The sequence below is a fragment of the Dyella sp. genome, from assembly GCF_035277725.1.
In the GTDB taxonomy this organism is placed as follows: Bacteria; Pseudomonadota; Gammaproteobacteria; order Xanthomonadales; family Rhodanobacteraceae; genus Dyella_B.
Window position 1 is genome coordinate 18,841 of sequence record NZ_DATEJY010000053.1, and the last position, 24,056, is coordinate 42,896.

A 24,056-nucleotide genomic window follows, 5' to 3' on the forward strand; every position below is an offset into this window, starting at 1 on the left:
AGAGCTGCATATGCCGAAAACGAGGCAAACCATCAGCACATTGGCGATCGCTTGCGCCTTGGCATCGTCGCCGTCCTGGGCCGGCACCGAATCGGGTACGGCCGACAGCCTGACGATGTATGGCATCACGCTGTACGGCACCGTCGATATCGGTGTGTCCTACCAAAGCCATGGCAGTGCCTTCAGCGATGCGGCGGCCACCAACGTCAACAATTTCCTGATCAAGGCCAGCAACAAGCCGAACACCTCGCTCGCCTCCAACGGCATGAGCATTTCCACCATCGGCATCAAGGGGCGTGAGCCCCTGGGTGAGGGGTGGTGGGGTATTTTCCAGTTTGATACCGGCTTTTTGCCGGCCTCAATGACATTGATCGATGGTCCGCGCTCGCTGGCGGTCAACAACGGCGTGCCACTGGCACAGCAGAAATCGTGGGGCGATTCGTCGCGCGCCGGCCAGTATTTGAACGGCCGCGCTTTTGTCGGGGTGGAATCGCCTGGCTACGGTACGCTCACCTTCGGCCGCCAGAGCACGCTGCTTAATGACGAAGTGTGCAAATACGATCCGCTGAGCTGCTCGCTGGCTTTTTCGTACGTCGGCTTTTTCGGGTCCACGGCGGGCACGGGCGATACGCAAGATCGCGCGCTCGACGGCACGCTGAAATACGTGGTGACGAACGGCATTTTCCACGGCGGCGCGATGTATCAATTCGGCAACGCGAGGAGGCTTTCCAGTTCGCGCGGTACAGCATATCAGGTGGATTTGGGCATCACCGAAGGGCCGTGGTCGGTGAATGCCGTGCTGGCGCACAAGAACGATGCGCTTTTGTTCGGCACGCTCAGTGCGGCACAGGTGGCGGCGTTATATGCGCCGGGTTCGTCCACCTACGGTCTGCCGGTCGACAAAACGCTGGCAGGCACGGTGTCGGACAACACTTCTTACATGGCGTTGGGTGAATACAACGCGGGCCGTGCCAAATTTTTCAGTGCCTACGAGCATATCCGCTACGTCAATCCGTCTTCGCCGTTGTCGGTCGGCAGCCAGACCATCGGCGGCTACTTCGTGGTGCCGAACAACAGTGCCTTTCCGCGGCCGAAGATCCTGGAAGTGGCCTGGGTGGGCATGCGCTATGCGCTGACGCCCTCGCTGGATGCTTTCGCGGCGTATTACCGGGCGATGCAAAGCAGCTACGCGAAAGTAAGTTGCTCCAATAGCAGTTCGGGATTGTGCAGTGGCCATTACGACGCCTTGTCGTTGGTGCTTGACCAGCGCTTTGGGCGGCATTTCGACGTGTATGGCGGCGTGCAATGGTCGAAGGTTTACGACGGTATGGCTAATGGATATTTGCAGCGTGCGTCGTTTGATCCGACGGTAGGTGTGAGGATTGTGTTTTAACGGCAAGTCCACCTCCTGTGGCCGTCATTCCCGCTTGCACGGGAATGACGGCCAGGGAGAGGTATCAGCAAATCAGCAGGAAAATTTCCATGGTTTCCACACCAGACATCAACATCGCCCGCGCACGCAACACTGTGATCGCCGCCTTCCTCGGCTGGACATTGGACGCGTTCGATTTCTTCATCCTGATCTTCACCTTCGATGAAGTCGCCAAGACGTTCGGCGTCAGCATCACCAGCATCACGTTAGCTATCACCCTTACGTTAGCTTCGCGCGCGGTCGGCGCTTTCTTCTTCGGACGGGTGGCTGACCGCTACGGTCGCAAGCCAACGTTGATGCTGGTGATCGTGCTCTACTCGCTGTTCGAATTCGTCAGCGGCCTGGCATGGTCATACGTGTCGTTCCTGGTGATCCGCACTTTGTTCGGCATTGCCATGGGCGGCGAGTGGGGCGTGGGCAGTTCGCTGGTAATGGAGACGATTCCGGCACGCTGGCGTGGCTGGGTGTCGGGCTTGTTGCAGGCGGGTTATCCGGCGGGCTATTTCCTGGCGACGCTGCTGTTCGGGCTTTGCTATGCCACGCTGGGTTGGCGCGGCATGTTTTTCGTGGGCGCGGCGCCGGCGTTGCTGGTGTTTTTCATCAACGCGAAGATTCATGAAAGCCCGGCGTTCGAGGTGATGCAGAAGAAGCCGAAGAGCTCGTTGCTGCAGATCGTGAAGGCCAATGCCAAGCTGACCGTCTACGCCATTGCGATGATGACCGCGTTCAACTTCTTCTCGCATGGCACGCAGGATATTTATCCCAAGCTGTTCCTTGGCAAGCAGTTGGGACTGCAGCATGCAACGCTCACCAACATCGTGCTGGTGTACAACGTTGCCGCGATTTTGGGTGGATTGTTCTTCGGCATGCTGAGCCAGAAAATCGGCCGTCGCAATGCGATCATCCTGGCTTGCGTGCTGGCGTTGATTGCCGTGTATCCGTGGTCGCACAGCCGCGACGTGTACATGCTGTGCGCGGCGGCGTTCGCGATGCAGTTCGGTGTGCAGGGTGCGTGGGGCGTGGTGCCGGCGCATCTCAATGAATTGTCGCCGGCGGAAATTCGCGGCACGTTTCCGGGGTTCGTTTATCAGCTGGGTAATTGCCTGGCAGCCATCAATCCGGTGCTGCAGGCGGAAATCGCGCAGCGGCATGGGCAGGATTACGGTTACGCGTTGCTGCTGGTCGCCGGCAGCGTTGCCGTGGCGCTGATTCTGTTGATGGTGTTCGGGCCGGAAGCGCGGGGTGTGGCGATGGCGAGTTCGACACCCTCTTCAGCAAAGGGAGAGGGTTGGGTTGAAGCCGCAACCTCGTCAAGAAGCTGATACGTCGGCTGGGATGAAATCCCGGCTTTTACCAAGATGGCGATGCTGGGATTTCATCCCAGCCTACAAACCATAGCGCTGACGTTTCAACGGTTGGGGCGCAAGCCCCAACCTGCGTCAATGCGTCCGCGCACCCTCGCGCACGTTCTCCATGTATTGCCGCGGTGTGCAATTGAATTCGCGCCGGAACACCGCGTACATGTACTGCAATGACGTAAAGCCACTGCGCACGGCTACTTCGCTCAACGGAATGGATGGGTCGTTGAGCATGTGCCGCGCCATCTCCAGCTTGTGCTCCAGAATGGTCTGGTGCACCGACTGCTTCAGCTCGCGCTTGAAGTGTTCCTCCAGCAGCGTGCGCGAGATGCCGACGTAATCGGCCACCTGTTCGGTCTTTATCCCTAAGCACGCGTACTGGCGTATGTAATGCTTGGCGCGCATCACATACGCGCTCTTCAACGGTTGATGCAAGCTGGTGGCCTGCACGTTGATGCCGACCGGCGGCACCAGCACGCGCGTCGTGGAGCAGTCACCGCCGTGCAACATTTGATGCAGCACTTGCGCGGCCATGCGGCCCATTTCTTCCGCGCCCTGGATCACTGACGTCAGCGGAATGCGGCAGAGCAATTGCGCGATCGGATCGTTGTCGATGCCGACGATGGCGATCTGCTCGGGAATCGGCACGTCCGCGACGATGCAGGCTTGCAATAAATGCCGGGCGCGTGCGTCGGTGGTGGCGATGATGCCGATCGGCTTGGGCAGCGAGCGCACCCATTCCACCATTTCTTCCTGCGCACGGCCCCAGCCGCCCGCGCTGGTGGAAGATCCGCGATACACGCTGCCTTCCAGGCCATCCGCGCGCACCATCTGCATGAAAGCCAGTTCGCGCTCGTACGCCCAGCGGTTGCCGGGGCTGGGCGGCAGGCCGTAAAACGCGAAACGCTGCAGGCCTTGTTCGATCAGATGGTCGTAAGCCAGTCGAACCAGTTTGTGGTTGTCGGTGGCGACGTAAGGAATGTTGTGCGGGTATTGCGCTTCGTCCGCATAGGAACCGCCGACAGCCACCACAGGAATAGGCATGGAGGCCAGTGCCTCGCCCACCACGGGGTCGTCGAAATCCGCAATGATGCCGTCGCCGCGCCACTGATGGATGCCCACCGTGCGGCTGCGGAAATCCTCTTCCATGAAGAGATCCCATTTGACGCGGGTGGAGGTGAGGTATTGACCGATACCGGCAATGACCTGCCGGTCATACACCTTGTTGGCGTTGAAAAGCAGTGCGATGCGATGTGGCTTTGTCATGAGCAGCAACCAGGCACGGCCACGGGTGCCGTGACAAAACGCTAACAGTTCGCAGGATCAGGCACATGACGCAACGCGACAAAGAAAAACCCAGCGCCGATGGCAGATTTCGCAATTGCGAGGGCCAGGGTGGGAATTGCAGCATCGCCCAGGTACACAGGAGCACCACATGAGTTACTTCAACCACATCAACCCCATCCAACAGGCCGGGGCGGCCAAGGACGCCCTGGCTTTTCGTCATTACGATCCGGCGCGCCTGGTGCTGGGCAAGCGCATGGACGAACACCTCCGTCTGGCCGTGTGCTACTGGCATAACTTTGTATGGCCGGGCGTGGACATGTTCGGCCATGGCACCTTCGGCCGCCCCTGGCACGAAGCCGGCGAGCCGATGCAGCGCGCACGCGAAAAGGCCCACGCGGCGTTCGATTTCTTCAAGCGCCTGGGCACGCCGTTCTACACCTTCCATGACACCGACGTGGCGCCGGAAGGCAGCAGCCTGTCGGAGTACGTGAGCAATCTTTCCGCCATGGTCGACGTACTGGCCGCCAAGCAGGCCGAGACCGGCGTGAAGCTGCTGTGGGGCACCGCCAACCTGTTCAGCCATCCGCGTTATGCCGCGGGTGCGGCCAGCAACCCGCAGCCGGAAGTGTTTGCCTGCGCGGCAACTCAGGTGTTCCACGCCATGGCGGCCACGCATCGCCTGGGCGGCGCCAACTACGTGCTGTGGGGTGGCCGCGAAGGCTACGACACCTTGCTCAATACCGATCTGAAGCGCGAGCGCGAGCAGCTTGGCCGCTTCTTCAAGATGGTGGTGGAGCACAAGCACAAGATCGGCTTCAAGGGCACCATCCTGATCGAACCCAAGCCGCAGGAGCCCACCAAGCATCAATATGACTACGACACGGCGACCGTCTACGGCTTCCTCAAGGAGTTCGGCCTGGAGCAGGAAGTGAAGGTGAACCTGGAAGCCAACCACGCCACGCTGGCCGGTCATTCCTTCCATCATGAAGTGGCCACCTCGATCGCGCTGGGCCTGTTCGGCAGCATCGACGCCAACCGCGGCGATCCGCAGAACGGCTGGGATACCGACCAGTTCCCCAACAGCGTGGAAGAAATGACACTGGTGATCTACGAGATCCTGCGCCACGGCGGCTTCACCACCGGCGGGTTCAATTTCGACACCAAGGTGCGACGCCAGAGCAGCGATCCGGCCGATTTGTTCCATGGCCACGTCGGTGCGTTCGACACGCTGGCGATTGCCTTGGAGCGCGCCGCCAAGATGATCGAGCGCGATGCGCTGGCCGAGTTCAAGGCCAAGCGTTACGCCGGCTGGGATGCGGCGTTCGGCAAGCAGATTCTGGAAGGCGGTTTCTCGCTGGAATCGCTGGCCCAGGATGCGGTGAAGCGCGATCTGCGTCCCGCGCATGTTTCAGGTCAGCAGGAGCACCTGGAAAACCTCGTCAACGCTTACATCTACAGCTGACGCATGTTTCTCGGAATCGATCTGGGTACCTCGGCCATCAAGGCCGTTTTGATCGATGCTGCCGGCACGGTGCGTGCGACCGCTTCGCACGCACTGAGCCTGTCCAATCCGCAACCGCGCTGGTCGGAACAAGACCCGCATGAGTGGTGGCAGTCAGCGCAGTCGGCGATCGAGCAAGTGTTGGCTGAAGCGGGCAGGGCCGGGATTTCCCCGCGCCAGATCGCCGGCATGGGTCTGTCCGGACAGATGCACGGCGCCACCGTGCTGGACAAGGCCGATCAGGTGCTGCGTCCGGCGATTCTATGGAACGACGGCCGCTGCGATGCGCAGTGCGTGGCGATGGAAAACTGGCCGGGTTTTCGCGAGATCACCGGCAACCTCGCCATGCCCGGCTTTACCGCGCCCAAGCTCTTGTGGCTGCGCGAGCATGAGCCGCATGTTTTCGAGCGCATCGCCAAAGTGCTGCTGCCGAAGGATTACCTGCGGCTGCGCCTGACCGGCGAATACGCCACTGACGTTTCCGATGCCGCCGGCACCTTGTGGCTGAATGTGGCGGAGCGTCGCTGGAGCCAGCAGATGTTGGCGCTGACCGGTTTGTCGCAGGATGCGATGCCGTCGTTGCACGAAGGCAATGCCGTCACGGGTTATCTGAGCCAGGCACTGGCCGATCGCTGGGGCATGCAACGCGTGCCGGTTGCTGCCGGCGGTGGTGACAATGCCGCGGGTGCTGTTGGCGTCGGCATCGTGCGCCACAAGCAGGCGATGTTGTCGCTGGGTACCTCGGGTGTGTATTTCGCCGTTTCCGATGGCTATCTCGCGCGTCCCGAGCAGGCGGTACACAGCTTCTGCCATGCCTTGCCCGGTACTTGGCATCTGATGTCGGTCATGCTCAGTGCTGCAAGTTGTCTGGACTTCACCGCGAACCTCACCGGCTATGCCGAAGTGCCTGCGCTGCTTGCCGATGCGGAACGCACGCCGATGCGCAGCAATGCGCCGTTCTTCCTGCCGTACCTCAGCGGCGAACGCACGCCGCACAATGACGTGCATGCGGCCGGTGCCTTCACCGGTTTGCGTGGGGACACCGCGCGCGCGGATCTCGCCAACGCCACATTGGAAGGCGTGGGGCTTGGCTTGCTCGATGGCATCGAAGCGGTGGATGCGGCCGGCTTGCATGCCGATGACATCACCGTGATCGGCGGCGGTTCGCGCAGTGCGTATTGGACCCAGATGCTGGCCGACATCATTGGCCGGCCGTTGACCTTGCGTGCGGGCGGCGAAGTGGGCGCGGCGCTGGGTGCGGCGCGCCTGGCACATCTTGCCGCCGAGCCGGGTGCAAAGCTGGAAGACGTGTGCGAAATGCCCCAAGTCACCGCCGTGCGCGAACCGAATGCCGCGCGACATGCGTATTATCGCGAGCAGCGGCAGCCGATGTTCCGGGCGTTGTATCGCCAGCTGGCCGGCGTGTATCGGGTAAGAGGGACGACATGACGAATTCGAAGCGTTCGTCATTCCGGCGAACGCCGGAATCCAGTACAAATACGCAGTGCGAAGCACCCAAAGCCTTTTACATCGAGTGCTGCGCACGTCATACCTCACTGGATTCTGGCATTCGCCGGAATGACGGCAAGGCACGAAAAGGCAGCACGGTAATAATCAAGCTTCTGGCACTCGCGGCCTTGTGCTTGAGCGCCACCGCCGCCCACGCCAGCAAAGACCACCCCGTCATCGGTTTCTCCATCGACGACCTCCGCCTCGAACGCTGGGCGCACGACCGCGACTACTTCGTCGCCGCCGCCACCCAACTCGGCGCCAAGGTCTACGTGCAATCGGCCGACGCCAGCGAAGAGCGACAGGTTGCCCAGCTGGAAAACCTCATTGCCCGACAGGTCGACGTGCTGGTGATCGTACCGTTCAATTCCAAGGTACTCAGTAACGTCGTGGCCGAAGCGGAGCGCAACGGCATCAAGGTGATTTCCTACGATCGCCTGATCCTCAACGCCAACGTCGATGCCTACATCACTTTCGACAACGAACGCGTCGGCGAGCTGCAGGCGCAGGGCGTGCTGGATCGTGCGCCGAAGGGCAACTATTTCCTGCTTGGTGGTTCGCCCACCGACAATAACGCCAAGATCATCCGCCAGGGCCAGATGAAGGTGCTGCAGCCGGCGATCGACAGCGGCGCGATCAAGATCGTCGGGCAGCAGTGGACGCCGGATTGGGATGCGTCCAAGGCGTTGCGCATCGTCGAAGATGCGCTGACGGCCAACGCTAACAACATCCAGGGCGTGGTGGCTTCCAACGACGGCACGGCCGGTGGCGCCGTGCAGGCGCTAGCGGCGCAAGGGCTGGCTGGCAAGGTGCCGGTGTCAGGGCAGGATGCGGATCTGGCCGCGGTCAAGCGCGTGATCGACGGCACGCAGGCCATGACCGTGTACAAGCCGATCAAGAAGATCGCGACTGAAGCGGCGCAACTTGCTGTGCAGCTGGTGCGCAATGAGCAGCCGCACTACACCACCACCTTGAACAACGGCACCAAGGACGTGAACACGGTGCTGCTCACGCCCATCCTGTTGACCCAAAAGAACGTAGACGTGGTGATCCAGGACGGCTTCTACACGCACGAACAGATATACGGCCGTGGAGCGGACAAGCCATGAGCGACTACCTGTTCGAGATGCGCGATATCCGCAAGTCGTTCAGCGGCGTCAAGGCGCTGGACGGCATCGACCTCAAGGTCCGCCCCGGCGAATGCCTCGGTTTGTGTGGCGAAAACGGCGCCGGCAAATCCACGTTGATGAAGGTGCTGTCGGCCGTGTATCCGCACGGCACCTGGGAAGGCGAAATCCTTTGGCAAGGCAAGCCGCTGCACGCGCGCTCGGTGCGCGACAGCGAGCAGGCCGGCATCGTCATCATCCATCAGGAGCTGATGCTGGTGCCGGAGTTGTCGGTGGTGGAGAACCTCTTCCTCGGCAACGAACTCAAGCTGCCCGGCGGGCGCATGAATTACGAGGCGATGTACGCCCGTGCGCATGCCTTGCTGAAAGAGCTGCAGCTGGAAGACGTCAACGTGGCGCTGCCGGTGAAGGCTTTCGGCGGCGGCCACCAGCAGTTGTTCGAAATCGCCAAGGCATTGGCGAAGGATGCGCGCCTGCTGATTTTTGACGAGCCGACGTCGTCGCTGTCCGTAAAAGAAACCGAGGTGCTGCTCGGCATTATCGAGCGACTCAAGCAGCGTGGCATTGCCTGCATCTACATCTCGCACAAACTGGACGAAGTGGCGCGCATCTGCGACACCGTCAGCGTGATCCGCGACGGCAGGCACGTCGCTACCAAGCCGATGAGCGAGCTGGACGAAGACGCCATCATCGCCATGATGGTTGGCCGTCGGCTGGAAACGCTGTATCCGAAAGTGGCGCACGAGATCGGCGAGGTGGTGTTCGAAGCCAAACACGTCACCTGCTACGACGTCACCGATCCCTCGCGCCAGCGCGTGAAGGATGTTTCGTTCTCGCTGCGGCGTGGCGAAATTCTGGGTATTGCCGGCCTGGTCGGCGCGGGGCGCACTGAACTGGTCAGCGCGATCTTTGGCGCCTATCCCGGCCGTAGCCAGGTCGAACTGGTGATGGATGGCAAGCCACTCAAGATCCGCTCGCCGCGCGATGCCATTCGCGCCGGGCTTGGTTTGGTGTCGGAAGACCGCAAACGCTACGGCATCGTGCCGTTGCTGGGTGTGGATCAGAACATCACCTTGGCGACACTGCAGCATTACGCCAGCGCGGGCCATCTCGATAGCGGGCGCGAATGGAGCGTGGCGGAGGAGCAGATTGCCTCGCTGCATATCAAGGCTTCCAGCGCTGCATTGCCGATTGCCAACCTTTCGGGTGGCAACCAGCAGAAGGCGCTGTTCTCGCGCATGCTGCTGACCAAGCCGCGTATCCTGATCCTGGATGAACCCACGCGCGGCGTGGACGTCGGCGCGAAGGTGGATATCTATCGCTTGATCTTCGAGCTGGCGAAAGAGGGGATTTCGATCATCCTGGTGTCGTCGGAACTGCCGGAGATTCTCGGTACGAGCGACCGCGTGCTGGTGATGGGCGAGGGGCGCTTATGTGCGGATCTGCCGAACGATGGGCTGACGCAGGAGCAAGTGATGGCGGCGGCGATTCCGCAGGCGAAGAGGGCGTAGTCGATATTCTTCTTCTCCCCGGAGGGAGGCAATGCTCCGAGCTCAAGGTTTTTCCAATCGCCAGAACCCCATGCTCGTCATTCCGGCCTTCGCCGGAATGACGAACGCGCTGAAACAGTTTTGTAGGCTGGGATGAAATCCCAGCACGGGGAGCCGCAATAAAGCTGGGATTTCATCCCAGCCTACGTGACCAACACAGATTCAAGGAACACGAGCTTCAACATGCGCGCACAAGAACTCCGCACACTCTTCGTCCGCTACAAGATCCTGGCGCTGCTGCTTGCGCTCGCCGTGATCTGGGTCTTCTTCCACATCGCCACCGACGGCGCGTTCATCAGCTCGCGCAACATGTCCAACCTGCTGCGCCAGACCTCGATCACCGGCATGCTGGCTTGCGGCATGGTGTTCGTGATCATCGCCGGTGAAATCGACTTGTCGGTGGGCTCCTTGCTTGGCCTGCTCGGCGGCATCGCCGCCGTGCTGACGGTCAATCTGCAATGGGGTTCGTGGCCGGCGGTGATGCTGGTGCTGGTGCTGGGGCTCGTTGCCGGCATGCTCAACGGCTTTATCGTGACGCGGCTGCGCGTGCCTTCCTTCATCGTCGGCCTGGGCGGCATGCTCGCTTTCCGCGGCGTGCTGCAGGGCATTACGCACGGCGCCACCATTGCGCCGGTGCCGGCCGACATGGTGTATCTCGCGCAGGGCTACGTGAACCCCACGCTGTCGAACTGGCTGGCGGCGATCATCTTCGTGGCGCTGGTAGTGATGACCATCATGCGTCGCCGCCGTCGCGCTGCCTTGTCGATTCCGCAATCGGCCGCATGGCGCGATGCCGTGAAAGTGATTGCCATCGGCGCGGTGATGGTTGGCTTTCTGGTCGCACTCAACCGCTACAACGGCGTGCCGCTGCCGGTGATGATCCTGCTCGCGCTGCTGGCGATCTTTACCTACATCGGCACGCAGACCGTTTTCGGGCGGCACATCTATGCCGTGGGCGGCAATATGGAAGCCAGCCGTTTGTCCGGCATCGACGTGTCCGGTGTGAAGATGGTGGTGTTCGCGCTGATGGGTCTGATGTGCGCCTTCGCCGGCATCATCAATACGGCGCGCCTTGCCGCCGGTTCGCCTTCGGCTGGCACCAACGGCGAGCTTGATGCGATTGCTGCGTGCTTTATCGGTGGCGCGTCCATGCGCGGCGGTGCAGGTACCGTGCACGGTGCGCTGATCGGTGCACTGGTGATGGCAAGTCTCGACAACGGCATGTCGATGATGGACGTCGACAATTACTGGCAGTTGATCGTGAAGGGATCGATCCTGGTGATTGCCGTGTGGGTGGATGTGCTGTCGGGCACCAAGCGCGATTGACCGTAGGTTGGGGTGCGAACCCCAACATGGCCACGCGGACGCATCCATGTTGGGTTCGCACCCCAACCTACAAAAAGGGGAGCAGGGCGAACATGGTGGACACATCCCGCCGCAACGTATTCAAGATGGCACTCACCGGCGCGGCCGCTGCTCCCTTCATCACGAAGGCAGCCGTCAGCTCATGCCCACCCTATCCGTTCAAATGGGCACACGGCCCGGAAAACCAGCGCAAAGCCGACCTCGGTAACGGCACCTACCTCAACCCCATCGTTGCCGGCGATCACCCCGATCCCACCATCCTCAAGGATGGCAGCGACTACTACATGACGTTCACGTCGTTCTGCTATTACCCGGGCATCGTGATCTGGCATTCGACCGATCTGGTGAACTGGGCGCCGATCACCGCCGCGTTGCACAAACCGCTCGGCACCCTCTTCGCGGTCGACCTGTGCAAGCACAACGGCCGCTATTTCATCTACATTCCCGCCGACACCGGCAAGGGTTGGTCCATTCATGTGATCTGGGCCGATGACATCCAAGGCCCGTGGAGCGATCCCACCGATATGAACATCGTGGGCTGCATCGATCCCGGTCACGTGGTGGGCGAGGACGGCAAGCGCTATCTGTTCGTCAACGGTATTCGCATGGTGCGCCTGACCGATGATGGCCTTGCCGCCGATGGGTCGTTGCAGCACGCCTACAGTCCATGGCGCTATCCGGACGATTGGGTGGTGGAAGATTTCGCGCCGGAAGGGCCGAAGCTTTTGCGTCACGGCGAATGGTTCTACCTGATCACCGCCGTGGGCGGCACCGCCGGACCGCCGACCAGCCACATGGTGATTGCCGCGCGTTCCAAATCCATCCACGGACCATGGGAGCATTGCCCGCACAATCCGCTGGTGCGTACGACCAGCGCCGATGAACCGTGGTGGTCACGCGGCCATGCCTCGCTGGTGGAAGGCCCGGCGGGTGACTGGTGGATGGTGTACCACGGCTACGAGAACAGCTTCCGCACGCTCGGCCGCCAAACCTTGCTGTCGCCGATGGAGTGGACCTCCGACGGCTGGTTCAAAGCCACCGGCGGCGATCTCTCCAGACCTTTGCCAACACCCAAAGGTGGCAAGCGCGGTGCCTCCGGCGCAGCCTTGTCGGATGACTTCAGCACCAACCGGCTAGGCGTGCAGTGGACGTTCTACAACCCAAAGCCGGAAGACATGCAGCGCGCGAGTTACGAGGCCACCGGCCTGCGTATTGCCGGCAAGGGCCAATCTCCAGCGGACACCTCGCCGTTGACGTGCCTGGTCGGCGATCGTTCCTACGTTGCCGAAATCACGCTTGATCTTATCGGCGATGCCGAAGGCGGCGTGCTGCTGTTCTACAACCCGAAAGCATTCGTCGGCATCGGCTTTACGCCGGAGCAGATGAAAACCTTCGAGTACGCCTCGGAACTGAACTGGGCGCGCAAGCCGATGCAGACCGCCAGCGTGCGTATTCGCTTGGCCAATGACAATAACGTGGTGACCTTCCATTACTCGCACGACGAAGGCGAAACCTGGACGTTGCTCGACCTGCGTTCGGAAGTATCGGGTCTCAACCACAACACATTCGGCGAATTTCTCAGCCTCAGGTTGGGTATCTACAGTGCGAACAAGGGTGATGTCCGGGTGAGAAATTTCACGTATCGATCGCTGGCCTGAATTGGGAATATCGATGAATAGGCTGTAAGCGTCGTCCGAAGGCATAGCCGCCAGCCCTGCGTATATTTTTGATCCTGGCGTGGAAAGTACGCCAACGCCCCTGTTGACCCAGGGCATTTTTAGGCAAAGTCCTACAGGAAGTTGATGGGCGTTCTCATGGCCCCGGCGCTGCATGGGCTTCATCATGTCGCTCGCTTGCGAATCTGACGGCGCGGCCCTGGATACCTCATTCGGCATGCCAGCGGCGTTGCCGGTATTGAGCGCTTCAAAAGAAGCATGGCGGCCAGGACCCATGAAAAAAATCACCGTTGGCGTAGCTGATGATCATCCCATCGTCGTCCTTGGCGTCGTGCATTTGCTGCAATCGAGTCCGGATATCGAGGTGCGTTTTACTGCGGAGCGTATCGAAGACCTGTTCAAGCAACTTGCCGAGAAACCGGTGGACGTGCTGCTGTGTGATTATGAGTTCCGCGACGATCCGCACGCCGACGGATTCCAGTTGATCGAACGGCTACGCCGCCTGGCGCCGGAAACGCGCATCATGCTGTTCAGCTCGCACACTTCCGCATATGTGGTGTCGTCGACGTTGCAGGCGGGGATATCCGGGTTCGTCGGCAAGCAGCAGGGCGACTTCGCCAACCTTCCTTACGCCATCCGCGCATTGAGCCATGAGCGCTTCTTTCTGTCCGCCTCCTTGCAGAATCGTCTGTTTCACACCATGGACGGTCGCTTCGAGAACCTGGGCAAGGCAGGCCGCGGCAGCGCGCGGCCCGGCGGGCTTTCCGATAAAGAGGCCGCCGTGGCGAGGCTGATCTGCGAGGGCCTATCGCTGGTGGAGATTGCCCAGCGGCTAAAGCGAAGCCCCAAGACCATCAGCAACCAGAAGAATGCGGCCATGAAGAAGCTCGGCGCGCGCAACGACGTCGAGCTGAGCATGGCGATGCGGAACATCGATCAGGTGTCGTAACGAATTTCCGGGCAAAAAGCCTGCTTTTGTAAAAATGGGAATGTGCCCATTAACAGCAAGCCGCGCTGGCATGCATGCTTTTGATGCCTAGAAGGGGCGATTCACGTACGCTCCTTCCGGAATATCAATCATGAAAAAAATTGCTGTTGGCGTCGCCGACGACCATCCCATCGTCGTGCTCGGTGTGTTGCATTTGCTTCAATCCAGTCCGGATATCGAAGTCGTTTTCACCACGGAACGTATCGAAGACCTGCTTCGCCTGCTGGTGGAAGCACCCGTGGACGTACTGCTGTGCGATTACGAATTCAGGGACGATCCGCAAGCCGACGGCCTTCGCTTGCTGGAGAGCGCCAGGCGCGTTGCGCCGGACACACGCATCATCGTGTTCAGCTCGCACGTTTCGCCTTATCTGATCTCCTCGGCCATGGAGGCGGGCGCTTCCGGCTTTATTGGCAAGAAATACAGCGATTTCGCCAACCTGGCCTACGCCATACGCTCTTTCGCGCATAAGAAATTCTTTCTGCCCAACTCGCTTCAGCAGCGTCTTTGGTACAAAAACGGCTTCTCAATGAGAGAAGATGCCAGCGACCAGCGATGCGCACGGCCAGGCGGTCTGTCCGACAAGGAAACGACTGTGGCGCGGCTGATCTGCGAAGGACTGTCGCTGGCGGACATCGCCCACCAGCTAAGACGTAGTCCCAAGACGATCAGCAATCAGAAGAACGCGGCGATGAAAAAACTTGGTGTGCGCAACGATGTGGAGCTATGCGTCGCCATGCGCGAAATTTTTTCACTGACGGATGCTTAAGGCAACACGGATCAAGTATCGCCGTCGTCACCCGCCCTGTCTGTTCGCAGGTCGCAGGGGCGTCGGCGAAGGCAGACTGGCGTCTGTCGAGATGGCGGCCCTGCGGCATGCGGACAGACAGGGCTGGCCCCAACATGTTGAATCCAAAGTGATGGGGTGATGTCTGGAAGGCCCGCATGCTGCGCCGCGCGGCTTGGCAAGACGGCCAGTCTTCCCGGCGCCACGCGACACACCCTGCGGGCCTTCCAGACATCATGGCGACGGCGATACTTGATCAGTGTTGCCTTAAGGCTGCTTGCACTTGGGCTGATCGGGTTTGTGCATGGAAGATTTGATCCAGCCCGCTTCGATTTATGTATCGCTAACAACTTTGGGTGGTCGCCCATTAACAAGGCGCAGTGATGAATCCATGCTTCACCCAATTTCGAGCAGGATTTCGTACGAATCTTGCGACGGTGTGAGGTTCGCCTGTTTCGCCGTGTGCGGTAGGGCGACACCGATCGGTTTCGCCGCTTCCACGACCTGGCGGCGGTGAAAGTGGCTGCCATGAGGCGGCTTTTTCATATCCTTGAGGAGTAATTCATGAAGCACAACAAAATCGCACTAGCGGCGGCTTTGGTCCTTGGTCTTGGTGCAGCGGGTTCGGCCAGTGCCGACCAGGGTTTGATCACATTTGTCGGTTCCGTTTCCGATGGTACTTGCGTCGTCAGCGGCGGCACGGGCACCAATGGCGGCGTCGGCAACTTTACGGTTCCGATCGACCCAGTGCTCAGCACCGACTTCACGAGGGCCAATCAGCCTTTGGGCCTGACCCAGTTCAACATCAATATCAGCAAGGATGGTAACGGCGCGCCCTGCAGTGGTCTGCAAAACGGCAATGCAGAGTTCGGTTTCGTGACCTCCAGCCCCAACGTCAACGTGGCCGGTCGCCTGAAAAATGTGACCACGGCAGCGCAGGGCGGTGCCACCAATGTCGAACTGCAATTGCTTGATGATACTGGCACGGCAATCAATCTTTCCCAGCCCAAGACCTGGACTGTCACGGGCCTTGACACCCAGGCTGCCACGCTCACCTACGGGGTCGAGTACTACTCGACCAATGCCAATGTGGGCGCCGGTGGCGTTCGCTCCGACGTCATCTACAACGTTACCTATAACTAAGTAGCGCCTCAGTCGGTAACCGCTTCGGCGGTTGCCGACTTTTTCTGTGCAGGAAATGACTATGACCAAGGCAATGCGTTTTGTCCTGATCGGGCTTGCGGCCGCGATGGGAGTGTTTGCGGGACGCAGCGAGGCCGACGTGGTTATCAACAACACGCGCGTGGTGTATCCGGCTTCTGAGAAAGAAGTCACCATGCAAACGGTCAACAAAGGGGCAAATCCCATGTTGGTCCAGGTGTGGATCGATGACGGCAACGAGCAGGCTTCGTCCACCCAGGCCAAGGTGCCGTTCACGGTGATCCCCCCGCTGTTTCGCCTTGAGTCGCAGAAGGGACAGGCAGTGCGCATCCTTTATACCGGCGAACCGTTGCCGACCGACAAGGAAAGTCTGTTCTGGGTCAACATGCTTGAGGTCGCTCCAAACCCGAAAGAAAACAGCGGGAAGAACATGATGCAATTTGCCGTGCGCACACGCATCAAACTGCTGTTCCGCCCGCGGGGATTATCGGCAGATGGCGCGTTCGAGGCAGCCAAGCACCTGCGGTGGATGCTTCGCACTGGTGAAGGTGGCAAGACATCTGTGCTCCACGTCGATAATCCCACGCCTTACTACGTCAACTTTGCTCGTGTTGGGGCAAGGATAGGCGAGCAGCAAATCGAAGGAACGGCGGGCACGGTCGAGCCGGGTGGTTCGTCGGACTTTCCCATCAAGGAACTTGCCGGTCACACGGTGGCCGATGTGCAGGCCGATTTTCAGGTGATATCCGACATCGGCGCTCGGGTCCCCTATTTGCAGCCAATGGTTTCCCAGTAGTCGATTCATAGCCCTGGACCGGATTCCATGCGTAGGGAAATGCCATTCATACGTTCTGCCCGCTGCCGCATGCTTGCAGCGGTGGTCGCCCTGTTCGGCGTGGTGGCATCAAGTGCGCACGCGGGAATAGTCATTACCGGCACGCGTGTGATTTACCCAGCGCAGGAACGCGAAGTGACGGTGCGTCTCAAGAATTCAGGCAACAAGCCGGCGTTGGTGCAGGCCTGGATCGATGACGGACACGAGGCAAGCAAACCCAGCGATATGCGTGTGCCTTTCGCGCTGCTGCCATCGGTCTTTCGTGTGGAACCGCAAAAAGGCCAGTCGCTGCGCATCCTGTTCACGGGTGCCGACCTGCCCCAGGATCGAGAGTCCGTGTACTACCTGAACGTGCTGGAGATTCCACCTAAGCCCAAATCGGCAGAGTCCGGACGCAATACGCTGCAGTTTGCCTTCCGCACACGCATGAAATTGTTTTACCGGCCTGCTGCATTGACCGAAGACCCATCAGCCGTTACCAGGCAGCTCAGATGGAGCTTCAGTGCCAACGAAAAGGGTGAGCGTGTACTGCACATGGAAAACGCCTCGCCGTACTACGTATCGATGGCGGAGGTGAAGCTCAAGGCCGCCGGGAAAACGATCGACATGAAGCCCGAGATGGCGCCTCCGTTCGGCCACGTGGACTTCGTGCCGATGAAGGGAGCGCTCGATATTCAAGACCCGAAAATCATCATTTCCTATGGCTTGTTGAACGACTACGGCGCCACCGTGGATGGCACGGCGCAGATGGCTGAGGCCGGTAGTTAATTACGTAAGAGAAGGGCGGAACGCGATGTACTCCATGCCACACAAGAACGATAACCCGAGTACCCGCGCTGCTGCACTGCGTAGGCATCCGTTGACCTTGGCCATCTTGCTTGCGCCAAGCGGGGTCGCTTTTGGCGCTGAACTGCCGGCATATGTGGCGGCTGGACCGGCTGCCGGCATGGCGGCCATGGGCGCGGACGCATCGCCAGGCGGCGCGTTTGGTCCCGAACCCGCGCTTGGCCCTGAGCCCGTCGAATACAACGCAGCATTTCTCAATGGCGGCAAGGTAGACGTTTCCCGTTTCGAAAAGGGCAACCCGGTAACGCCCGGTGTCTATCCGGTCGATCTGTTGGTCAATGGCAAGGGGCGGGGGCGCCTGGATGTACGTTTCCTTGCCGTGTCCGGCTCGGACGTGGCCGCGCCATGTTTTAATCTCACTGATTTGCGCCGCGTCGGCGTGAACGATGACCGTGTCATCGAGCGGCTTACCGAAAATGGAAAAACAGCCGCGCCAAGGCAGAATGAGTGCATTCCGTTTGCCAAGGCCGTGCCCGGCGCAACCGCCTACTTCGACACCGGTGCACTTGAGCTCAACCTGACCATTCCGCAGCTGGAGTTGCGGCACGAGCCACGCGGCTATGTCGATCCTTCCCGCTGGGATCAAGGCATCAATGCCGGCATCGTTCAATACAATTTCAGCGCCTACAACAATACGCCGCATCAGGGCTCCACTTTTACCGGCGCTTACCTGGGGCTGCAGAACGGTGTCAACGTCGAAGGCTGGCGCTTGCGGCAATGGGCCACCCTCACGGTCGGCACCCGCGCCGGCACCCATTGGCGCAGCAACCAGCTTTACGCGCAGCATGACGTCACCTCGCTGAAAAGCCAGGTCACGCTCGGCGACAGCTCCACCGACGGCAACGTGTTCGATACGTTCAATGTGCGAGGCGTACAGCTCGCCAGCGACGATCGCATGTTGGCCGATTACCAGCGCTCCTATGCGCCGACGGTCCGTGGCGTGGCGGAAACCAATGCGCGCGTGCTGGTACGCCAGAATGGCATGGTGCTCACGGAGATCAACGTGGCGCCGGGACCATTCGAGATAAATGACCTGTCCACAGCCGGCTACGGCGGCGATCTCGAGGTCGTGGTCGTGGAGGCGGATGGGCGGGAACGTTCCTTTCTTGTGCCGTATGCCTCGATTCCGCAACTGTTGCGTCCCGGAGTTGCGCGCTACAACCTCACCGCAGGCGTGTATCGCGATTTCAGCCTCAACACCCAACCTGCCGTTTTCCAAGGCGTATACCAGCGCGGCCTCACCAATCTGCTTACGGGATATGCCGGTGTGCAGGCGTCCACCGGCTATGGCGCGGGCCTGGTAGGTGCAGCCTTCAATACTGAATTCGGCGCGTTGGCCTTCGATATCACCGGCGCCAGGACGCAATTGCCAAAAGGCAGCAGTTCGGCTGGCTACAGCGCGCGCATCAGCTACGGCAAGGAAGTACCCGAAACCAGAACCAACATCACGGTGGCGGCGTATCGCTATTCGTCATCGGGCTTTTACAGCTTGCGCGATGCCATCTACGCCAGAAATGCCGGGCCGGATCGCTTCTACAGCTTGCCGAGCACGGTAGACGGTGTGCCGTCGTGGGTGACCAATCCATACGGGCTATCTCCGCAGGCAAGCGATTCGTGGAACGACTACCGTGTACGGAGCCGGTTGCAGGTCAACCTCACCCAGCCATTGGCAAGCAAAGGCTCCGTCAATTTCATGGCCGGCATCCAGGATTATTGGAGTCATCGGCGCGGCAGGGATGTGCAGTATCAGGCTGGTTATGGCAACTCGCTTGGACGCGTGAGTTATTCGCTATACGCCACGCGTGTGCGCACCCTGGGATTGGGTATGGATACCCAGGTCGGCCTCACTTTCAGCGTTCCCCTGGATTCGTCGGCCGCGACACGCTCGGATGGTTTCCATCACCTTACGTCGACGCTGTCGCGTTACTCGAGCAGCGACTATGCGACGCAGGCCACGGCACAGGGTTCGTCGCGTGGCGAACATCCGCTGTATTACTCCGTCAGCGCGTCGCGCAGCGCATCCGGTGGCCGTGGTGATGCGAGTGGTGGCGGTACCTTCCAATACTACTCACCCGTTGGCACCTACGGCGGCAACATATCGTTCGGTGGGCGAAACAATCAGGTTGGTGTAAGTGCGTCGGGTTCGTTCGCCATTCATGCGGGCGGGATAACCGCTGGCCCGCCGCTGGGCAGTGCCTTTGCATTGATCGAGGCCAAAGGCGCCAAAGGCGGTCAGGTCATCGACGGCCAAGGTGCGAAAATCGGCGGCCGAGGTTACGCCTTGGCACCTTCGCTGACGCCTTATCGCGTCAACCAGGTCGGTATCGATCCCAAGGGTGTGTCGCTGGATGTCGAACTGGGCAACACCACGCAGGAGATCGTGCCTCGTGCTGGCGCGCTGGTGAAGGTCAAGCTGGTCACGGATCAGGGACTCGCCGTGTTCGCCACCATTGCCGATGCAACAGGCGAGCCGATGCCGATGGGCGCCCAGGTATTCGACGCAAGTGGCAAAGCGATAGGTATCGTGGGGCAGGCCGGGCTGGCTTACATGCGCGGTGTGGAGGGCAATGGGCAGTTGGAGGTCCGCTGGGGCGATGAGGCTGACCAGAGTTGCTCAGCGCCCTACGACATCCCATCCAGCAAGCCTGGCAACAATAAAACGAACATGGCTTCGGAGATTACACGGATAGAACTGCGTTGCGTTCGCCAGGCGCGCCCTGCTGTGAAAATGTCCAGCAGCATCAAAGGCGATAAGCGCGATGCAGACGTGCGACCGACGACAAGGAATCAGACATGAAAACCAATAGCCGTCCAGCGTCCGTTCGCAGTGCGTCTCCAGTAGCGATGGCCATGGCATCTTGCTGGATGTGCTCATCTACCATGGCTGCGACGTCCGCCTCGGTCACCGTGAATTTTCGTGGTGAATACAGCGTTCCTACCTGTTCCGTGGTGGGCGATCAAGATCAAATCGTGGTTCTGCGCACGGTTCAAGCACGCGACCTCGTGCCTGTCGGCACCCCAAAAGAAGAGACGCGATTCACCATAACCTTCCAGTGCCCAAGCGGTGTCAACAACGCGCGCATTTTCCTGGACGGCAGCTCAGTGGATACAAGCACAGGCAATCTCGTTCCCCAGTCTGGGCCGGGGATGGCCCAGAACGTGCAAATTCATCTCCAAAACGACGACGGTTCGGTCATCAAGGTGGGCGATGCCACCACGATGAAAGTCATTCCCGTGTCAGGCACACAGCCCATACCCGTCGATTTCTATGCAAGCTATTACCCTACGGGCGACGTCTCCCCGGGCGACGTGAACGCCATCGCTACGTACGTGATTGATGTGCCATAGGCATCTTCTTTGCCGCTGCACGCCGCGTAGGCTGGGATGAAATCCCAGCATCGGTTGCGGAAAGAAAGCTGGGATTGCCATCCCAGCCTACATTTCTTTGGCGAATGCTCGAATAAATCAGCGCACCTCCAAGTTACGTCTGGTCGAAAATCATCCATTTGGTCATATGGCCTAAAACGCCGCGTGGCTGTGGAGCGTCATTCGCCCAGCTTGCGCATCTTCTTTTGCTTACGGTCGAGTCATCGTTACACCAGCAGGACGCCGTGTCTTTTGGGTATACGCCCATATTCGCCGCGATGAGCCAACCGTAGTATCGCGCATCACGTATGGCGTCCTGTCTTGTGGCATGGCGCAAAACGCCATCCATCTTGCCCTAAGCAACAGCCTATATCCGGAGCTACCTCATGGCGGCGATTTCCAACAGCTCGCAACAATTGTTTTCCAAAAGTTCGCAGAAGTTCATCGCGCGCAACCGTTCGCCGCGCGTACAGATCGAATACGACGTCGAAATCTACGGTTCCGATAAAAAGATCGAGTTGCCGTTCGTGATGGGCGTCATGGCCGATCTGTCCGGGAATCCGATAGAGGCGCTCCCTTCGGTCAACGACAGGAAATTCCTGACCATCGACGTCGACAACTTCGACGAGCGCATGAAGGCCATCAAGCCGCGTGTGGCTTTCGCCGTTCCCAACACGCTTACCGGCGAAGGCCAGCTGATGGTCGACATGACGTTCGAAAGCATGGACGACTTCTCGCCTGCCGCCATCGCAAAGAAGGTCGACGCCCTTTCACAGCTGCTTGAGGCTCGCACACAGCTCGCCAACCTGCAGACATACATGGATGGCAAGGCAGGCGCCGAGAACCTTGTAAACAAGGTGTTGAAGGACCCGGCGCTGCTGGCCGCGCTGTCCAAGGCGCCAAAGGCTGAGCCGAAGGCTTCTTCCAGCGAAGCCGACACCGACGAGTAACGAGCCATCCGGCGAACACCCCAGGCATAGGAAGTAGTGAGGAAACAATGGCTAAACGTTTAGCTGAGGAAGCCGCGGTGGAAACACAGGAGCTGACCGGGCAACCCGATTTCACCGCGCTCTTGTCGCGCGAATTCAAGCCCAAGACCGAACGCGCACGCGAGGCCGTCGAATCGGCGGTCCGGACGCTGGCCCAGCAAGCCCTGGCCACTTCGGCAACCGTGTCCGACGATGCCTACAAAAGCATCGAGACCATCATCGGCGAAATCGACCGCAAGCTTTCGGAACAGATCAACCTGATCCTTCACCATCAGGAATTTCAGCAACTGGAAAGTGCCTGGCGCGGCTTGCATCACCTGGTTATCAATACCGAAGTGGACGAAAAGCTGAAGATCCGCTTCATGGACGTGTCCAAGAATGACTTGCGCCGCACGATGAAGCGCCACAAGGGCATTGCCTGGGACCAAAGCCCGCTCTTCAAGAAGCTCTACGAAGAGGAATACGGCCAGCTGGGTGGCGAGCCCTATGGCTGCCTGGTGGGTGATTATTACTTCGATCACACGCCGCCCGATGTAGACCTGCTTGCATCGCTCGGCCGGATTGCGGCAGCAGCACATGCCCCCTTTATCGCCGGTGCCGCACCGTCGGTAATGCAGATGGATTCCTGGCAGGAATTGGCCAACCCGCGCGATCTCACCAAGATCTTTACCCAGAACCTGGAATATGCACCCTGGAATGCCCTGCGCAGTTCCGAGGACTCCCGTTACATCGGCCTGGCCATGCCGCGCTTTCTTTCGCGCTTGCCATATGGCGCAAAGACCAACCCGGTCGATGAATTCGATTTCGAAGAAACGACCGATGGTGCCGATCATCGCAAGTACGTATGGTCGAATGCCGCCTATGCCATGGCGGTGAACATCAATCGTTCGTTCAAGCATTTCGGCTGGTGCTCGATGATCCGCGGTGTGGAGAGCGGTGGCGTGGTGGAAGACCTGCCTTGCCATACCTTCCCGACCGACGATGGTGGCGTCGACATGAAGTGTCCCACCGAGATCGCTATCTCCGACCGCCGCGAGGCCGAGTTGTCGAAGAACGGCTTCATGCCGCTGATTCATCGCAAGAACACCAATTATGCCGCCTTCATTGGCGCGCAATCCCTGCAGAAACCAGCTGAATACTACGATCCTGACGCGACGGCCAACGCCAACCTGTCGGCGCGCCTGCCGTACATCTTTGCGTGCTCGCGCTTCGCGCATTACCTCAAGTGCATCGTGCGCGACAAGATCGGTACGTTCCAGGAGCGCGAAGACATGGAGCGCTGGCTCAACGAGTGGATCATGCACTACGTGGACGGCAATCCGGAGAGTTCCACCCAGGAAAGCAAGGCGCAACGCCCGCTGGCCGCCGCCCAGGTGGTCGTGGAAGACGTCGAGGGAAACCCCGGTTATTACCAGGCGAAATTCTTCCTGCGGCCGCACTTCCAGTTGGAAGGACTCACGGTGTCGCTGCGCCTGGTCACCAAGCTGCCGCAGGCAAAGGCTGCTGCGTAACGGAACAACCCGGTTTGTCCGGGTTCGAGCGACAGCCGGCGCTCACCAAATACCGGCTTGCGACGCAATAGATATCAAAGTTGACATCAAGGAACAGTTCCATGGCACAAGACATTTTCCTGAGGCTCTCGAATGGCGTTAAGGGCGAATCGCAGGATGCGACCCGTCACCAGGACATCGAGGTGCTGAGCTACGAATGGGATGTGGCGCAGCAGTCCAACATGCAGTTGGGTACTGGTGGCGGCGTGGGTCGCCCGACGGTCGGTGACCTGGTCATCAGCAAGTACACCGATACCGCCTCGCCGGATCTGATGTACCGCTGCTTGAAAGGCCAGCATTTCGACACCGCGCAGCTGGTCGTTCGCAAAGTTACCGGCGCCAATCCGCTCGAGTACATCACGTTCAATCTGGAGCAGGTCATGATCACCGGCTATAAGCCGACCGGCATGAGCAACAGCGACGCCCGTCCGACTGAAACCGTTCGTCTGTCGTTTGCCCAGGTGGAGCAGTTGTATGTTCCGCAGAACGATAAGGGTGCGCAGAGCGGCACGATCTCGCAGAAGTTCAACATCAAGCAGAACTCCTGATTCCCAACGTCCTTCAAGGCTTGGCCTCGCTGGATATCCGGCGAGGCTTTGGGTCGCCCTATAAGACGCGCTGGCTTCGTATGCAGGGAGGGCCAGCGGAACTATTCCGTCAGTCGATTCGGCTGACTCAAACCATGTGTTCTTTTATGCCTTCTCACTTTCAGTCATGTCAACGCACGCC

At 59.9% G+C, this 24,056-nt stretch carries 19 protein-coding genes; 18 read left to right on the forward strand and 1 reads right to left on the reverse strand.

All coding sequences use genetic code 11. From position 1 onward, the window contains the following. Window positions 1-10: 10 nt before the first annotated feature. Both VJR68_RS04630 and VJR68_RS04635 read left to right on the forward strand, forming a co-directional pair. A complete protein-coding gene (locus VJR68_RS04630) occupies window positions 11-1,393 on the forward strand; it encodes a porin (protein WP_324146393.1) in 1,383 nt (460 codons plus the stop codon). 89 nt (window positions 1,394-1,482) lie between these two features. Beyond that, a complete protein-coding gene (locus VJR68_RS04635) occupies window positions 1,483-2,754 on the forward strand; it encodes an MFS transporter (RefSeq protein WP_324146394.1) in 1,272 nt (423 codons plus the stop codon). A gap of 117 nt (window positions 2,755-2,871) precedes the next feature. Here VJR68_RS04635 and VJR68_RS04640 read toward each other — a convergent pair whose 3' ends face one another. Then, entirely contained in the window at window positions 2,872-4,056 is a 1,185-nt protein-coding gene (locus tag VJR68_RS04640; RefSeq protein ID WP_324146395.1) for a DNA-binding transcriptional regulator, read from the reverse strand. Window positions 4,057-4,225: 169 nt separating this feature from the next. Here VJR68_RS04640 and xylA point away from each other — a divergent pair, with 169 nt between their 5' ends. The 16 genes from xylA to VJR68_RS04720 all read left to right on the forward strand — a co-directional run bounded on the left by xylA (window position 4,226) and on the right by VJR68_RS04720 (window position 23,875). Further along, window positions 4,226-5,539 carry a xylose isomerase gene (xylA, locus tag VJR68_RS04645; protein WP_324146396.1) on the forward strand — a complete coding sequence of 438 codons (1,314 nt, stop codon included), beginning with the start codon at window positions 4,226-4,228 and terminating at the stop codon, window positions 5,537-5,539. 3 nt (window positions 5,540-5,542) lie between these two features. Then, window positions 5,543-7,027 carry a xylulokinase gene (xylB, locus tag VJR68_RS04650; protein ID WP_324146397.1) on the forward strand — a complete coding sequence of 495 codons (1,485 nt, stop codon included), beginning with the start codon at window positions 5,543-5,545 and terminating at the stop codon, window positions 7,025-7,027. Between the two features lie 194 nt (window positions 7,028-7,221). After that, the gene (gene xylF, locus VJR68_RS04655; RefSeq protein WP_324146398.1) at window positions 7,222-8,196 is read left to right on the forward strand and encodes a D-xylose ABC transporter substrate-binding protein; all 975 of its coding nucleotides are present in this window, start codon (window positions 7,222-7,224) and stop codon (window positions 8,194-8,196) included. Then, window positions 8,193-9,725, forward strand: a complete 1,533-nt coding sequence (locus tag VJR68_RS04660) for a xylose ABC transporter ATP-binding protein (protein ID WP_324146399.1) — start codon at window positions 8,193-8,195, stop codon at window positions 9,723-9,725. The genes xylF and VJR68_RS04660 overlap by 4 nt, the downstream gene beginning before the upstream one ends. Before the next feature lie 222 nt (window positions 9,726-9,947). Beyond that, window positions 9,948-11,090, forward strand: coding sequence for a sugar ABC transporter permease (locus tag VJR68_RS04665; protein ID WP_324146400.1), 1,143 nt, complete (start codon window positions 9,948-9,950; stop codon window positions 11,088-11,090). 92 nt (window positions 11,091-11,182) lie between these two features. Then, window positions 11,183-12,787, forward strand: coding sequence for a family 43 glycosylhydrolase (locus tag VJR68_RS04670; RefSeq protein WP_324146401.1), 1,605 nt, complete (start codon window positions 11,183-11,185; stop codon window positions 12,785-12,787). A 292-nt stretch (window positions 12,788-13,079) separates the two neighbouring features. Then, window positions 13,080-13,754, forward strand: coding sequence for a response regulator transcription factor (locus VJR68_RS04675; protein ID WP_324146402.1), 675 nt, complete (start codon window positions 13,080-13,082; stop codon window positions 13,752-13,754). A gap of 130 nt (window positions 13,755-13,884) precedes the next feature. After that, complete coding sequence (locus VJR68_RS04680) at window positions 13,885-14,562, forward strand: response regulator transcription factor (protein WP_324146403.1); 678 nt, start codon at window positions 13,885-13,887, stop codon at window positions 14,560-14,562. 582 nt (window positions 14,563-15,144) lie between these two features. After that, on the forward strand, window positions 15,145-15,723 hold the full coding sequence (locus VJR68_RS04685; RefSeq protein ID WP_324146404.1) for a hypothetical protein: 579 nt from the start codon (window positions 15,145-15,147) through the stop codon (window positions 15,721-15,723). A 61-nt stretch (window positions 15,724-15,784) separates the two neighbouring features. Further along, window positions 15,785-16,537: a fimbria/pilus periplasmic chaperone gene (locus VJR68_RS04690; protein WP_324146405.1), complete on the forward strand. Its 753-nt coding sequence runs from the start codon at window positions 15,785-15,787 to the stop codon at window positions 16,535-16,537. A 39-nt stretch (window positions 16,538-16,576) separates the two neighbouring features. Beyond that, entirely contained in the window at window positions 16,577-17,344 is a 768-nt protein-coding gene (locus VJR68_RS04695; protein WP_324146406.1) for a fimbria/pilus periplasmic chaperone, read from the forward strand. Window positions 17,345-17,378: 34 nt separating this feature from the next. Beyond that, window positions 17,379-20,219, forward strand: a complete 2,841-nt coding sequence (locus VJR68_RS04700; protein WP_324146407.1) for a fimbria/pilus outer membrane usher protein — start codon at window positions 17,379-17,381, stop codon at window positions 20,217-20,219. Further along, entirely contained in the window at window positions 20,216-20,770 is a 555-nt protein-coding gene (locus tag VJR68_RS04705) for a fimbrial protein (RefSeq protein WP_324146408.1), read from the forward strand. The genes VJR68_RS04700 and VJR68_RS04705 overlap by 4 nt, the downstream gene beginning before the upstream one ends. 404 nt (window positions 20,771-21,174) lie before the next feature. Then, entirely contained in the window at window positions 21,175-21,738 is a 564-nt protein-coding gene (tssB, locus tag VJR68_RS04710) for a type VI secretion system contractile sheath small subunit (protein WP_324146409.1), read from the forward strand. A 47-nt stretch (window positions 21,739-21,785) separates the two neighbouring features. Beyond that, on the forward strand, window positions 21,786-23,288 hold the full coding sequence (gene tssC, locus VJR68_RS04715; protein WP_324146410.1) for a type VI secretion system contractile sheath large subunit: 1,503 nt from the start codon (window positions 21,786-21,788) through the stop codon (window positions 23,286-23,288). A gap of 101 nt (window positions 23,289-23,389) precedes the next feature. After that, entirely contained in the window at window positions 23,390-23,875 is a 486-nt protein-coding gene (locus VJR68_RS04720) for a type VI secretion system tube protein Hcp (RefSeq protein WP_324146411.1), read from the forward strand. The last annotated feature ends 181 nt before the right edge of the window (window positions 23,876-24,056 follow it).